This window comes from Actinoplanes subtropicus (assembly GCF_000721705.1).
GTDB classification, from domain to species: Bacteria; Actinomycetota; Actinomycetes; order Mycobacteriales; family Micromonosporaceae; genus Actinoplanes; species Actinoplanes subtropicus.
Map to the genome: position 1 here is coordinate 65,624 of NZ_JOJL01000020.1, position 14,389 is coordinate 80,012.

The 14,389-nt window shown below is 68.6% G+C and carries 13 protein-coding genes and 1 pseudogene; 11 read left to right on the forward strand and 3 right to left on the reverse strand.

The genetic code is table 11. The annotated features are described in order from the left end of the window. Positions 1-8 precede the first annotated feature (8 nt). A complete protein-coding gene (locus IH26_RS0125570) occupies positions 9-2,018 on the forward strand; it encodes a PAS domain-containing sensor histidine kinase (protein WP_084599059.1) in 2,010 nt (669 codons plus the stop codon). Here the strand turns inward: IH26_RS0125570 and IH26_RS0125575 are convergent, their stop codons facing one another. Beyond that, positions 2,019-2,342 (reverse strand): hypothetical protein, encoded by a 324-nt coding sequence (locus IH26_RS0125575; RefSeq protein WP_030438775.1) that lies wholly within the window; start codon positions 2,340-2,342, stop codon positions 2,019-2,021. Positions 2,343-2,362: 20 nt separating this feature from the next. Here IH26_RS0125575 and IH26_RS56100 point away from each other — a divergent pair, with 20 nt between their 5' ends. Next, complete coding sequence (locus IH26_RS56100) at positions 2,363-3,187, forward strand: alpha/beta fold hydrolase (protein ID WP_030438776.1); 825 nt, start codon at positions 2,363-2,365, stop codon at positions 3,185-3,187. 97 nt (positions 3,188-3,284) lie between these two features. Then, the gene (locus tag IH26_RS0125585; RefSeq protein WP_051808544.1) at positions 3,285-3,890 is read left to right on the forward strand and encodes a hypothetical protein; all 606 of its coding nucleotides are present in this window, start codon (positions 3,285-3,287) and stop codon (positions 3,888-3,890) included. An 817-nt stretch (positions 3,891-4,707) separates the two neighbouring features. On the opposite strand, the gene IH26_RS0125590 is transcribed toward IH26_RS0125585, so the two are convergent. Beyond that, a complete protein-coding gene (locus tag IH26_RS0125590) occupies positions 4,708-5,610 on the reverse strand; it encodes an AraC family transcriptional regulator (RefSeq protein ID WP_030438778.1) in 903 nt (300 codons plus the stop codon). Between the two features lie 105 nt (positions 5,611-5,715). Between IH26_RS0125590 and IH26_RS0125595 the strand changes: the two genes are divergently transcribed. From IH26_RS0125595 to IH26_RS0125605, 4 genes and pseudogenes are all read left to right on the forward strand, one after another. Further along, the gene (locus tag IH26_RS0125595) at positions 5,716-6,459 is read left to right on the forward strand and encodes an SDR family NAD(P)-dependent oxidoreductase (RefSeq protein WP_030438779.1); all 744 of its coding nucleotides are present in this window, start codon (positions 5,716-5,718) and stop codon (positions 6,457-6,459) included. Positions 6,460-7,134: 675 nt separating this feature from the next. After that, positions 7,135-7,707 (forward strand): reverse transcriptase/maturase family protein, encoded by a 573-nt coding sequence (locus IH26_RS63105; protein ID WP_342668307.1) that lies wholly within the window; start codon positions 7,135-7,137, stop codon positions 7,705-7,707. 50 nt (positions 7,708-7,757) lie between these two features. After that, a complete protein-coding gene (locus IH26_RS63110; RefSeq protein WP_245665505.1) occupies positions 7,758-8,501 on the forward strand; it encodes a group II intron reverse transcriptase/maturase in 744 nt (247 codons plus the stop codon). Positions 8,502-8,610: 109 nt separating this feature from the next. Beyond that, a pseudogene (locus tag IH26_RS0125605) lies at positions 8,611-8,802 on the forward strand (ISKra4 family transposase); the annotation flags it as partial. A gap of 147 nt (positions 8,803-8,949) precedes the next feature. Here IH26_RS0125605 and IH26_RS0125610 read toward each other — a convergent pair. Then, positions 8,950-9,606 carry a GntR family transcriptional regulator gene (locus IH26_RS0125610; protein ID WP_157437386.1) on the reverse strand — a complete coding sequence of 219 codons (657 nt, stop codon included), beginning with the start codon at positions 9,604-9,606 and terminating at the stop codon, positions 8,950-8,952. 98 nt (positions 9,607-9,704) lie between these two features. Here IH26_RS0125610 and IH26_RS0125620 point away from each other — a divergent pair, with 98 nt between their 5' ends. The 4 genes from IH26_RS0125620 (at position 9,705) to IH26_RS0125635 (ending at position 14,175) form a co-directional block, all read left to right on the forward strand. Next, positions 9,705-11,327 carry an MFS transporter gene (locus IH26_RS0125620; protein WP_211268752.1) on the forward strand — a complete coding sequence of 541 codons (1,623 nt, stop codon included), beginning with the start codon at positions 9,705-9,707 and terminating at the stop codon, positions 11,325-11,327. A gap of 63 nt (positions 11,328-11,390) precedes the next feature. Then, positions 11,391-12,797 (forward strand): 3-isopropylmalate dehydratase large subunit, encoded by a 1,407-nt coding sequence (leuC, locus tag IH26_RS0125625; RefSeq protein ID WP_030438783.1) that lies wholly within the window; start codon positions 11,391-11,393, stop codon positions 12,795-12,797. After that, complete coding sequence (gene leuD / locus IH26_RS0125630; RefSeq protein WP_030438784.1) at positions 12,794-13,405, forward strand: 3-isopropylmalate dehydratase small subunit; 612 nt, start codon at positions 12,794-12,796, stop codon at positions 13,403-13,405. The genes leuC and leuD overlap by 4 nt, the downstream gene beginning before the upstream one ends. Next, a complete protein-coding gene (locus IH26_RS0125635; protein ID WP_030438785.1) occupies positions 13,402-14,175 on the forward strand; it encodes an RraA family protein in 774 nt (257 codons plus the stop codon). Before leuD ends, IH26_RS0125635 begins: the two co-directional genes overlap by 4 nt. Positions 14,176-14,389: the final 214 nt, after the last annotated feature.

Here is a 14,389-nt window from a genome sequence, read left to right on the forward strand (position 1 = left end):
CTATAGATATGCCCGATTTTCAGGTGCTGTTCGAGTCGGCGCCCGGGCTTTATCTGGTGCTCGATCCCGAGCTGCGGATCGTGGCGGCCACCGACACCTACCTGCGGGCCACCATGACCGAACGCGCCGAGATCCTGGGCCGGCACCTCTTCGACGTCTTCCCGGACAACCCCGAGGACCCGGAGGCGACCGGGGTGGCGAACCTGCGCGCCTCGCTGGAGCGGGTCCTGAATCGCCGGGTGCCGGACACGATGGCGGTGCAGAAGTACGACGTGGCCCGGCCGGCCGCGGCCGGGGGCGGCTTCGAGGTGCGCTACTGGAGCCCCCGCAACACCCCGGTCCTCGGCCCCGGCGGGCGGCTCACCCAGATCATCCACCAGGTCGAGGACGTCACCAAGCTGGTGCTGCTCCAGCAGCAGGACGACGAGGCACAGCAGCAGACCGCCCGGCTGCAGGCCGAGATCCTGCGCCGCTCGGACGAGCTGCACCGGGCCAACCGGTTCCTGGCCGCGCTGCTCGACAACCTGGACGTGGGCGTCGCCGCCATGAACGCGCAGGGTGACTGGACGGTCTTCAACCGGGCGATGCGCGAGCTCTACGGCGTACCCGAGGACTGGGCCCCGGAACTGGTCGGGCAACGGGTCGCCGACCTGACCTTCGGGCCGGACGGCAAGCCGATGCCGCCGGAGCGGACCCCCTTACTCCGGGCGCTGGGTGGCGAGCACGTCCGCGCCGCCGACGTACTCGTCCAGGTCCCGGACCGGCGCGAGCGGATCTTCGTGGCCCGCGCCCAGCCGATCACCAGCAGCGACGGCCGGCGGCTCGGGGCGGTCACGGCGCTGCACGACGTCACCTCGGTGCGCCGCGCCGAACGCTTCCGCGCCTGCGAGCAACAGGTCCGGCGGATCCTCTCCACCTCGGCGACGATCGAGGAGGCGGCCCCGGACGTGCTGCACGCGGTGGCCGACGCGCTGGGCTGGCCGCACGCCGAGCTGTGGCTCATCGACCCGCTGACCGACACGCTGCACGACATCGCCGAGTGGAGCGCGCCCGGGCTGCGACTCGACGACCGGGTGGGCGGGAGCGCCGACATCATCGCCACCGTGTGGGCGAGCGGGCAGCCGCTGTGGGTGCCCGACCTCGCCGAGAGCACGCACCTGGCCGTCGCGCTGGCCGTGCCGGTCCGCGACGGCGACGTCATGTACGGCGTCCTGACCTGCTACGCCAACACCGCCGAGTACGACGAGGGCCTGCTCGCGGTGCTGCTGGGCGGGGTCGCCGCCCAGATCGGCCTGTTCCTGGCCGTCCGCCGGGCCGCCGACCTGCGGGTGCAGCTGAGCCGCAGCCGCGACGACTTCCTCACGCTGGTCGGCCACGAGCTGCGCACCCCGTTGACGACGATCTGCAGCTACGCTGCGATGCTCACCGACGACCCCTCGGCTGATGACACCCGGTCGATGATCCAGGCGATCGACCGCAACGCCCGTACGCTGCGGGCCCTGGTCGACGACCTCCTCGAGCTGGCCGGGCTGGAGTCGGGCCACCTGTCGCTCACCGTCACCGGGCTCGACCTGGCCGAGATCGCCCGGGCCGCGGTCGCCGCCGCCGAGCCGGCCGCGGCGGCCAACGCCGTACGGCTGGACCCCGACCTGCCCGAACACCTGCCGATGCGCGGCGACGCCACCCGGCTCCGGCAGGTGGTGGACAACCTGATCTCCAACGCGATCAAGTACAGCCCGGCCGGCGGCGACGTCCAGATCCGGCTGCGGGACGAGGCGGGCGTGGCCGAGCTGCGGATCAGCGACCGCGGCATCGGCATCCCGCCGGCCGACCGGGACCGGCTCTTCGGCCGCTTCTACCGGGCCAGCAACGTCGCCCACCACGGCATCGCCGGCACCGGGCTGGGCCTCGCCGTGGTCCGCGCCATAGCCGAGCTGCACCACGGCACGATCACCCTGGACACGGCCCACCAGCCGGGCGCCAGCCTGCTGCTGCGCCTGCCCGGCCACACCGCCTGATCAGTCGTCCAGCTCGACGGTGACGGTGACGCGACCCCGATCGTCGCGGCGGGAGGTCGCGTGACCGGTGCGCTGGACGCCGTCGAGGCCCAACGTGATCGGGCCGCCGCCGAGGAAGTTGCGCCACCAGTTCTTGGCATCGGGCATCAGCACGCTGATGGTCACCGTGCTCCCGGCTCGCTGGTACGACACCGGCGTGCTGAAGGTCCGGCCGGAGCGGCGGCCGGTGTAGGTGATGATCGTGAAGTGGCGTCGCCACCGCGGCGAGGACTCGAAGGACGCGAAACAGGCGTTGAACCGGTCGACCGCGGGCCGCAGCAGCATGCGTGGGATCGTAGCCCGTTGTGATCGAACAATTCGTCGAGGTTCCGGACGGGTACTTGTACAGCCGCACCCGCGGCGAAGGCCCGGACGTGGTGCTGCTCCACGCGGGCGCCGCCGACCTGCGCATGTGGGACTCGACGGTCGAGTGGCTCGCCACGTCCGCCCGGGTCACCGCGTTCGACTTCCGCGACATGGGCCTGTCGTCCCGGGCGACGAAGCCGTACCGCGAGGTCGACGACATCGCGGCGGTGCTGGACGCGGCCGGTGTGCGGCGCGCGGTGCTGGTCGGCGTCTCGGACGGGGCGAGGCGGGCGCTGGCCTTCGCCCACGCCTTTCCGGATCGGGTGGCCCGGGTGGTGTCGGTGGCCGCCACGTTCGGCGAGTTCCCCGACCCCACGCCGGATGAGGCCGCCGCCCGCCGGGAGATGCAGGAGCACATCACCCGGCTCGGACGACTCCTCGCCGGCCGGGGACTCGCCGCGTACGCCGAGGCGGACATCGGCAAGTGGGGTGCGGCCCTCGGCCCGGACGAGCGGCGCAAGATGGTCGGTCTGCAGCTGGCGAACGCGTACTGGATCGAACTGCCGGAGTCGCTCGGCGCCGAGCTCGACCCGCCCGTGAAGGCCCGCTTCGCCGAGCTCACCGTCCCGGTCGACGTGGTCGTCGGCGGGCGAGACTTCGCCAGCACACGGTGGTGGGCTCGCCGCCTCGCCGAGCAGGCGCCGGCGACGAGTCTCCTCGAGGTGCCCGGGGGCGACCACTTCCCGATGCTGTCGGCTCCCGCCGACTTCGAGCGCATCCTGCGCCGGGCGGCGGGGTTGGGGAATGTCGTACCCGTCGATTAGAATGTGTGTACTAAAAGGGGCCGTGACCTGCGAGGAGATCAACGTGAACGCTCCCGTTTTGTCCGATTCCGTGGCGGTGATCCCGCCCTACGCGACCATGCTCGGCTTCACTCGTTACGTGACCCGCACCGGCCCCGCGAAGGCCACGTTCGTCGGCGGTCTGCGGCGCGCCCGCGAGCGCCGCAGCGGTTTCAACCCGCACGGTCAGTTGGTGAAGGCGCTGAAGGCCGACATCGCGTTCCGCACCGGCGGCAGCTATCTGAACGGCGTGACCGATCTCGTGAAAGACCGGTGGAAGCCGCTGTATGAGGCGGTCAGCACCGGCGCGCTCGCCTACCTGGCGTCGCTGGGCGATCCGGCGGGGGTCAGCCTCGCGCAGACCCGGGACGCGCTCGCCTCGGTCGGGCCGCTCGCCGTCAAAATCAACCCCCACTTCGGATTGCGGTACGAGGACGGGCGGCGCGAAGCCGTGCGACTGCATTTCGACGAGGCGCCACCGACGGCCGAGGCGGTCACCGCGACGCTGCACCTGATGGCGGGGCATATGGACCAGATCCTGCCCAACGCGGAGCCGGTCCTGGTCGATCTGCGGCGCGGAATGACGCATCGCATTGACCCGGCCATGAAGCCGGCCGACATCGAGAGCTGGCTGACTGGGGAGGCGGCCGCGTTCACGGCCATGTGGTCCACCTCGGTCGCCTGAGGTTCGCTCCGAGCTCCGCGGCCGCCCCAACCACCCCGGGGCGGCCGCGGCAATCCGAGCGGCTCCCGTTATCGCGCCGGCCGTTTGCATCTCGGGGTCGCCCGCGTCTCGGGGTCGCCCGCGTCTCGGGGTCGCCCGCGTCTCGGGGTCGCCCGCGTCTCGGGGTCGCCCGCATCTCAGCGGCGCCCGCATCTCAGCGGCGCCCGCATCTCAGCGGCGCCCGCATCTTAAGTTGGCGTGACGTGACGTACCGGCCTGCTAGCGGACGCTGAAAAATGGCTCTGTCGACGATCTTGTGATCGTCGTGGTGTGCGTGTCACGCCTCCGTCCTATATGGACTGTGATAGTTGATCGCGGTGCGTTGCTGCTGGGCTTCAGGTGCTGTTTCCGCACCTGGGCGATGTCGTGGTGGCGGTCGGTCGGGCCGGACCGACGCCATGCGAAAGAGAAAGCGACATGAGCATGGTGATGCACCCCCGTGCGGGTCCGCCGAGCCCAGTTCGGCGGACCGCCGGGAGCATAGCGACGTCCTCGCGGCAGCGGTGACGGTCGATCGACCCACAAGGTAGGCCTCCACCAGCCGGATACCTCATCACTGCGGCCTGCCGAACACACCAGCCCAATCACACAGACAAGCCGAAACACATCGATCTTTCAACCTCTGCAACACGACCTGCGGGTGGTCCACTTGATCGATCGACACCTACAAATCTGGGCGCAGACGAGGCTGACGAAGCCGTCGTGGATGTCGAGGCGTCGTTGCGCCCGCTGATCGGTGACATCGGCACCGTGGTCGCGGCCCTGGCCTCGGCGCTGCTCAGCCCATGCGCCGGAACGCTCCCGGCGTCGTTCCGCGGTCACGCAGGAAGGCCCGGGTGAATGACGGGACGGACTGGTAGCCGACCCCCGCCGCGACGGCCTCGACGGGATCACGGGTGTCGCGCAGCCGGACGGCGGCGAGGTCCATGCGCCACTGGGTGACGTAGCTGGCCGGGCTGCGGTTCATGGCGGCCTCGAATCGCCGGGCCAGGGTCGCCCGGGACACGTTCAGTGCCGCGGCCAGTGTCGTGGTCGTCCAGTTCCCGGCCGGGTCGGCGTGCACGCGTTCCACCGCCGCGCGCACGACGGGATCGCCGGTCCAGCCCAGCCAGGTGCCGCGCTGCTGCGTGCCGCGCCGCGCCAGCCAGGCCCGGACCAGCTGGACCAGAACCAGCTCGACCAGGCTCTCCAGCACGGCGGTGGTGGCGAGCTGCGGGTGCGCCAGCTCACGGCCGAGCAGGCGTACGACATCGTCCAGGTACGCCGCGCCGGGCTCGCCGCCCTCGATGTGCAGGAAGTCGGGCAGCTCGTCGAGTACCTGGGTCCGGCTCACGTGATGGCAGTCGTAGTAGACGGTGAGGATCCGCGTGCGCGGCGCACCGGAGCCGAGGCGCACCACCTGACCGGCGGCGTCCCTGGGGAGCACCGATGCCGGTACGCCGTCGGTGGCGTCGCCCAGCCGGTGCGGCACGCCGATCGGCAGCATGACGACATCACCGGCCGCTAGCGGCACGTGCCGGCCGTCCTCGGTCAGCAGCAGGGCGGCGCCGCTCAGAACCGCATGGGTGGCTATTCCCGGGTAGTCCGACACCTCGGCGAGCCACCGGCTGCCCGCCTCGATGCGGGCGCCGACGGTTCCCTTCATCCCGGTCAGGCGCAGCACGTCGGTCACTGGATCCATGCCGCCTACCCTAGCGGCGTGCACCACCGAATGAGTCGATTGGATAAGCAAGATGCGTTTTTCGAGCATCGACTACTGCGAGGGCCTGCCACTAGCGTGACCTTCATGAAGCTATCAGGATCCACCGTGCTGGTCACCGGCGTCGGGGCCGGCAACCTCGGGCACCACTTCGTCGAGCAGCTGATCGAGCGCGGCGCGAGCCGGGTCTACGCCACCGCGCGCCGCCCGGAGACCGTCGATGCCCCCGGCTCCGAGGTGCTGCAGCTCGATCTGACCGACCGGGACTCGATCGCCGCGGCTGCGGCCCGCGCCCGCGACGTCAACGTGCTGATCAACAACGCGTCGGTGTTCGCCGCCGGGCTGACCTTCACCGGCGGCGACCGGGACGTGATCCGCCGCTCGTTCGACACCAACGTCTACGGCACCCTCGACATGGTCCGGGCGTTCGCCCCGATCCTTGCCGCCAACGGTGGCGGTGCCGTGCTCAACGTGCTCTCGTCGGCGGCCTGGGCGACCTCTGACGGTATCAACGTCTACGCCGCGTCCAAGGCCGCCCTGTGGAGCATGACGAAGGGCCTGCGCAGCGAGCTGTCCACCCAGGGCACGCACGTCAGCAGCCTGGTCTTCGGGATGGCCTCGACGCCGGCGTTGAAGGCGTTCGCGGAAGCCGTCGCCGGGCCCGGGACACTGGACGCGATGATGACCGACCCGGCCGTCATCGTGCGCCGGGCGCTGGACGGGCTCGAGTCGGGGCACGCGGAGATCCTGGCCGACCGGCTCGCCGTCGACGCGAAGGCGGCGCTGTCGGGCGACGGGCCGTCGGTCTACGCGGCCCTCACCGGCGAATAAGTTACTCGGTGGGGCGGGCCGAGGCGGCTGGAACGCGCCCGGGCTGAAACGCTGTATCGACTACCTCACCGCGAAACAGCCCTACCTCATCTACCGCATCGCGCTGACCATGGGCTGGCCCATCGCCACCGGCGTCATCGAAGGCGCCTGGTGCGCCACGAGGCGCATTGCTGTATCCCCAGCTCAGCTGGGAAGAACTCGAAGGGAGGTTCTTGGGTCCAATGGCTTACCCGCAGCCGAAAGGCCGACGCGGGGACCAGAGCATGCCAGGAAACCACGGGCCGGGTCCAGGCGTTGGGGACGGTGCCGTGGGAGGACCCGCGTGATATGGCGAAAGCTGGATTGCCTGAAACCCAATCTCCAGTCGACGGAACTTCGCGTCCGCCGGAAAGACGTCTGGAACCGGCGCCGTGTCCTGCCTCGGCAATGGCAGCAGAACGGGGCACCCTTCGGGGCGCGGGACGATGCCCAGCGAGGGCATCCAAGGAGATGAGTGGGTCGCCTACGTCACGGGAAGACTCGGCCGCTGGGCCTGCCGTCCTGGAGTGACAAGCTCGTCGGCGAGGTGATGCGCCTGCTGCTGGAGGCGTACTACGAACCGACGTTCTCCGAACGCTCTCACGGGTTCCGGCCCGGGAGGGGCTGCCATACCGCGTTGCGGGAGGTGGCCCAGACCTGGTCCGGACGGCCGGGTTCGTCGAGGGCGACATCTCCGACTGTTTCGGGTGGTTCGACCACGAGGTCATGGTCACGATCCTGGCGGAGAAGATCCACGACAACCGGTTCCTGCGGCTGGTGCGCAACATGCTCAATGCCGGGTACCTGGAGGACTGGACGTGGCACGCCACGCTGAGCGGGGTTCCGCAAGGCGGGGTGGCCTCACCAGTACTTTCCAACATATATCTACACAAACTGGATGTCTTTGTCGAGAAGACCCTCCTGCCGGAGTACACCCGAGGCCGCACCAGGGCCCGCAACCCGCACTACAAGAAGGTGGAAGCGGCAATCGAGAAAGCCCGCCGGGTCAGGGACCGCGCGCAGACGCGTGCCCTGCGACGGCGGCTGCATAGCCTGCCCAGCGGGGATCCGGACGATCCCGGATACCGCAGGTTGCGCTACTGCCGTTACGCCGATGACACCTTGTTAGGGTTCGCCGGCCCGAAGGCCGAAGCCGAACAGATCAAGCACCGCCTGGCCGGGTTCCTGCGTGACGAACTCAAACTGGAACTCTCGCCCGGCAAAACCTGATCACCCACGCCCGCAGCCAGCGGGCGCGGTTCCTCGGCTACGAGATCTCCGTGGCCAGCACCGACCGCCCGACGATGCGCCACACCCCGGGCAAGCGGCGGATCCGCCGTCGCACGCTCAACGGCGTCATCGCCTTGCACGTGCCCGCCACCGTGGTCAAAGCCAAGAGCGCCCCGTACTTGTCACGCGGCAAACCCGCATGCCGCAACCCGTTGATCAAGGAAAGCGATCACACCATCGTCAACCGATTCGGGACCGAGTACCGGGGCATCGTCCAGTACTACCTGCTCGCTCATGACGTCCACCGGCTGCACCGTCTGCGGTGGGTCATGGAAACCTCGATGCTCAAGACCCTGGCCTGCAAGCACCGCTCGTCGGTGACGAGGATGGCGGCCCGTTTCAAGGCCAAGACCTCGACACCACACGGCCTGCGGACCTGCTTCGAGGCCCGGGTCGAGAGGAAGAACAGGAATCCGCTGGTCGCGCGGTTCGGAGGTATTCCACTCAAACGGCACAAGAGCGCGGTCCTGACCGACCGTGCTTCTCCCCGCCCGCTCTATCCGGAGAAAGAGCTGGTCAAAAGGCTCCGGGCGGGCCGGTGCGAATGGTGCCAGCAACCGGACACGGACCCGCAAGTCCACCACGTCCGGCAACTGGCCGACCTCGACCGGCACGGAGAGCCGTGGCCCGCATGGGCAAAGATCATGAAGGACAAGCGCCGCAAAGCCCTGGTGGTCTGCGGAACCTGCCACGACCTGATCCACGGCCGAGCTGCCGTGACACTCACGTCATAGTCACCGGAGAGCCGGATGCCTGGAAAGCGGGCATGTCCGGTTCGGAGGGAGGCCACACGGAAAAGGACCAGCCAACCGGCTGACACCTCGCCGTGTGGTCGACCCTACCCGCCACCTCGTCAAAGACCGGCTCGCGATCACCGGCGCCCGCTGGAGCCTACCCAGCGCAGAGGCCGTCCTCCTGTTACGAGCCGTAATCATCAACGGCGACTTCGAGGCGTACTGGAAGTTCCATCTCCGGCAGGATTACCAGCGCACCCACGACGGCCGCTACCAGCACCAATACGACCTGGCAGCCTGACCAAGATCGAGAAAGTCACTCAGCGCAAAACGCACCCTTCTGGAGAAAGGCCCTGCCCTCTGCGGCTTTGTCCGAGGCGGCCCCACTCCTGAGGGCGCGCATGGTTTCCGACGCCGGGCGGGGGTTATGCGGGCATCCGCAGGTCGATCAGATGGTGGTCAGACCTTGGAGCTTCTGCCGCAGTGATTCCTGGGAGTGCCGATCCATGATCTCGTAGGCCTGCTCGATGTCGAGGCGTCTCATGGCTGCCACGAGGTCCCGATGGTCCTTGATCTCGGCTTCCTCGGTGAGCCTGTTGCGGAGGCTGGGCACGAGGTAGTGCATCCGGCGGACCTCGTCGCCCAGGTTGACCATCATGCGTTCGGCGCGCCGGTTTCCGGAGAGTGCGGCGATGTCGACGTGGAAGGCCGTCGCCGCGTTCAGCGCGGCTTCCGTGTCGGTCGCCGTCTCTTGGCCGTCGATGTGACGTTCCAGGGCGTCGAGTTGCTCGGGAGTGCTGCGCTTGGCGGCCTCGACGACCAGCGTCGGCTCGATCATCTGGCGTAGGGCGAAGACTTCACGCACGTCCTCGAACCGAAGTGGACGCACCAGGTAGCCCTTGCGGGGCAGGACCATCACCCAGCCCTCGTGGGCGAGAAGCCGTAGTGCCTCCCGGATCGGTGTCTTGGAGACCCCGTACTCCTCGGCGAGCTCCTGCTCGATGAGGAGAGTCTCCGGGCGTCGGCGGCCCTTGAGGATGTCCTCCTTGAGGAGGGCATGTGTCCGCTCGGTCAAAGACAGGCGCATGTCGCGTGCCGAAGCCATGGAAGACCCGATGTCTTTGCTGCTCACTGGAGTGTGCCTCGCCTCCCGCCTGAAGAGCCGACAGATCCTGCTGAGCTGAAAATACCACGTCCTTGACTGTGATCCCGCTCACCAGCATACTCAATGAATATCTAGAGAGCATCTCAGATATATCAGGCTCTTCAGCTGGCCTTTCGGGTGCGAAGCAGTGGTCGCGCACTCAGCTACTCCGCAGCCGACGAGTCAAGCGCATCACTCTGCGGAAGGGACGCCGCACGATGAATCCAACACCCGACCTGTCTTGTTCCGGGCCGCTCCAGATTGCCGCGAGGCTCGATCGCCTCCCGGTGTCCCGGTGGCACTGGAAGCTCGTTCTGCTGGTGGGCCTGGCGGCCTTCTTCGATTCCTACGAGATCTACATGAGCGGTGTACTCGGCAGTGTGCTGGCGGAGCCGTGGCAGCTGACCTCGTTCACCAAGCCCCTGCTCGTGGGGGCGCCGTTCTTCGGGATGGTCTTCGGTGCGATCTTCCTGGGGATGGCCAGCGACCGCTTCGGGCGGCGCCAGATGTTCACCTACAACCTCGCCGCGTACTCGCTGCTCGCGCTCGTGTCGGCCTTCGCGGTCAACGTCGGGATGCTGGTGGCTCTGCGTGTCGTCTCCGGGGTGTTCCTCGCCGCGGAACTCATCCTTCTCGACACGTACCTGAGTGAGTTCCTGCCGAGAAAGGCCCGCGGGCGCCTGATCGCGGTCGCCTACGCGATCGGCTTCCTCGCCGCCCCGGTCGTCGCGGGCTTCGGCGGACTGCTCATCGTCAAGATCCATTTCCTGATGGACGGCTGGCGCTGGATGCTGGTCGGCGGTGGCCTGGGCGGACTGCTGGTGTTCTGGCTGCGCCGCAACCTCCCCGAGTCCCCCCGGTGGCTCGCCGAGCGCAACCGCCCCCAGGAAGCGGAGGCGATCGTCTCCGAGGTGGAGCAGACGGTGGAGTCGCAGACCGGCCGCAAGCTGCCCGAAGTCCAGGGCGGCGCCTACCGGCCGGTGAAGAAACTCCGGTTCAGCGCGATGTTCCGACCGCCGTACTGGAAGCGGACCGCGATGATGTGGATCTTCCAGATCACCCAGACCGTGGGCCAGTACGGCTTCGCGTCGCTGGCGACCCTGATCCTGGTGAGCAAGGGATACGACATCCGGTCCTCACTGCTCTACACGGCACTGTCGTTCATCGGCGCACCGGTCGGTGCCCTGCTCGCGGTGCCGTTGGTCGAGCGCGTGGAGAGGAAGTTCCTGGTGATCGGTGGGCTTTCGCTCATCGGTGTGGCCGGTATCGTCTTCGGCAACTCGACCAGCTCCGTGGTTATCGTCGTCGCCGGCGTGACGATCACCGTCTGCAACAGCGTCGTCTCCAGCGCCTGGCACGTCTACCAGGCCGAACTGTTCCCCACGCAGGTGCGCAGCACCGCCGGCGGGGTGGCGTACTCGTTCTCGCGGCTCACGGCGGGACTGCTTCCGTTCGGTGCGCTGGCCATCCTGGACCACTTCGGGCCAGTCGAGGTCTTCGCGGCGGCCGCCGTGATCATCACGATCACGTGCCTCGATCTGGCGATTCTGGGTCCGCGAACGAACGGCCTGAGCTTGGAGGGCGTGACGGGGATCGGAGAGGGGACGTCGGCCGATCCCGCACCGCAGCTCGCGGCCGAGGTGGCCCGCGCGGGAATCGATGTGATTCCCGACCGGTCCTGAGGACACGGTCGTGGCATCCGGGTCACGTGACAGATCGGGCTCACCGGAAAGGACTGACGGCAGATGGCCCAAACGGCGGCCGACAAGATCTGGAACACACACATCGTCCGGTCGGACGATGACGGACAGGATCTCGTCTACATCGATCTCCACCTCTTACACGAGGCCAACACGCCCCAGGCTTTCGCCGGTCTTCGAGAGCAGAACCGCAGGGTCCGCCGGCCTGAACTCACCCTAGGCACCGAGGACCACGTCACACCCACGGTCGGCGGCACGGATATCTCCGGCGGTGTCGCCGAACGATACCTGACCCCTATGCGACGCAACTGCCATGATTTCGGCATCGAGTTGTTCAGTCTCGGTCACGAATCCCGGGGCATCGCGCATGTGATCGGACCGGAACTGGGACTTTCCCAGCCGGGGACGACGATCGTCTGCTGCGACTCGCACACCACGACGCACGGGGCCATGGGCGCGCTGGCCTTCGGGATCGGCACGAGTCAGGTGGAGCACGTACTGGCGACGCAGACGCTGCCGATGCGGCGGATGAAGAACATGCGGGTCACCGTCGACGGTGTATTGCCGCCCGGTGTGAGCGCCAAGGACCTCGTACTGGCCATGATCCGCCGGATCGGCACAGCTGGAGGCCAGGGGCACGTGATCGAGTACCAGGGACAGGCCATCCGGTCGATGTCAATGGAGGCCCGGATGACCCTGTGCAACATGAGTATTGAGGCCGGAGCACGGGCCGGGCTCGTGACAGCGGACGACGTGACCTTCGAGTACCTCCGCGGCCGGCCGCACGTTCCCCAGGGGGCCGCCTTCGACGAGGAGGTGGAGTACTGGAAGACGTTCGTCAGCGACGAGGACGCGTCCTTCGACAAGGAGGTCCGTCTCGACGCTGCCGCGCTCTCGCCGCACGTGACCTGGGGTACGAACCCGTCCCAGACGGTGGGTTTGACCGAGGTCGTTCCCTCGCCGTCGGAGTTCGCCGATCCGGTCGAGCGGCTCGCCGCGGAGCGGGCAGTCGCCTACATGGACCTGACGCCCGGGACACCGATGAAGACGGTGCTGATCGACGCGGTGTTCATCGGGTCGTGCACCAACGGCCGCATCGAAGACCTCAGGGAGGTCGCCGAGGTCTGGAAAGGCCGACGGGTCGCTGCGGACGTTCAGGTCTATCTGGTACCCGGCTCGGAGGGCGTGCGTCGCCAGGCGGTCGAGGAGGGACTCGACCGCACGTTCGAGGCCGCGGGCGTCCAGCTGCGCAGCCCGGGCTGCTCGATGTGTGTGTCCGTCAACGGTGAACGCCTCGCCGCCGGCCAGCGCACGGCATCGACGAACAACCGGAACTTCGAGGGACGTCAGGGGCCCGGTGTGCGCACGCACGTCGTCTCGCCCGCCGTGGCGGCGGCCACCGCCGTAGCGGGCCGCCTCGCCGAACCGAGCGACTTGGAGGACCGGACATGAAGCCGCTGCGCACCCATGTCGGCACGGCTGTGCCTCTGCGCAGGTCCAACGTCGACACCGACCAGATCTACCCCGCGCAACTCGCGCTCACCGGCAGCCTGACGAGGACCGGGCACGCCCCGAATCTCATGGGCGAGTGGCGCAAGGAGCCGGACTTCGTGCTCAACAGGCCCGAGTACGAGGGTGCCTCGATCCTCGTCGCCGGTCCAGAGTTCGGGACCGGCTCATCCCGTGAGTGGGCCGTATGGGCCTTGGTCGACTACGGCTTCCGCGTGATCCTGTCCCCGCGCTTCGGCGACATCTTCCGCGGGAACGCCGCCAACAACGGGCTGGTCGCAGCCGCCCTGCCCGAGCCCGCGATCGAAGCGTTGTGGGAGCAGGTCGAAGCAGCGCCGCAGCTCCCCCTGGCCGTCGACCTCGAAGGCCGGACCGTCTCCGTCAACGACCACCGGTTCGCGTTCGAGTACCCGGACGACTTCCGATGGCGTGTCATGAACGGAGTCGACGAGATCGAGCTGACGCTGCGGCACAGCGACGACATCACCGCGTACGAAGCCCGCCGCCGCCCTTCGCTGCCGAAGGCCCGCGGACCGGAGGCCGTGAAATGACCGCCGTTCCCGACATCGTTCGCCGCAGACTGACCGGGCGAGTGCCCGACGACCGGATCAGGACGGTGGACGTACCGCGACACGACACCGCCGAAGCCGCGAAGCTCCTGGCTCTCCCGGACCTAACCTCGGCCGTGGCCGACGCCCTCGACGAGCTCGGCGTCGGTACCGTGCTGACCACCGAGGCGCTTTCGCCGCTGACGCCGGACATGCGGGTCTGCGGTCCCGCCGTCACCTTGCGGTACATCCGGGCGAACGCCGATCCCGCGGTCGTCCGGTCCGCCGGGAGCCGACTGGTCGTCGGCGACCGTGACCTTTACGGAGTGGCCCGTCCCGGCGATGTGGCGGTCGTCGACTGCGGCGGCAACCGTGACTGGGCGCTGCTGGGCGGGCTCTCGGCGGAATGGGCGCTTAAGGCAGGTCTGGCCGGCTGCCTCGTCGACGGAGCCGTCCGCGACACCGCGACGATCGTCGGCACCGGTCTGCCGGTCTGGAGCGCGAACCGGTCTCCACGGGCGGCCCGCCACCGCGTGGACGCCGTAGCGATCAACGACGTGGTGAGCGTGGCCGGTGCGTCCGTCCGGCCGGGCGACTACATCGTCGCGGACGCCGACGGAGTGTGCGTGGTGCCGTTCGAGCACCTGCCGGCCGTCGCCGATGCCTGCGTCACCGCTCAGGCCACGGACGACGCCCTGGTCGACGCCATCCGCTCCAGCGCCGGCCTCGAAGAACTCGTCCGGCGCACCAGCACCCGGCAAACCCCCGAATGACCCGCCCCCAGCCTCGAAGGTGATCCCGCATGAACGTCTCCCTGGACGACCGGTACCGGCTCGACGAAGGAGCCATCTACCTCTCGGGCATCCAGGCACTGGTTCGGACGGTCCGTGACCGTGCGAGGCTCGATCGACGCGACGACCGGTCCACCGCGTCGTTCATCTCCGGATACGAGGGCTCCCGCTGGCCGGATTCGACCTCGAACTGGCC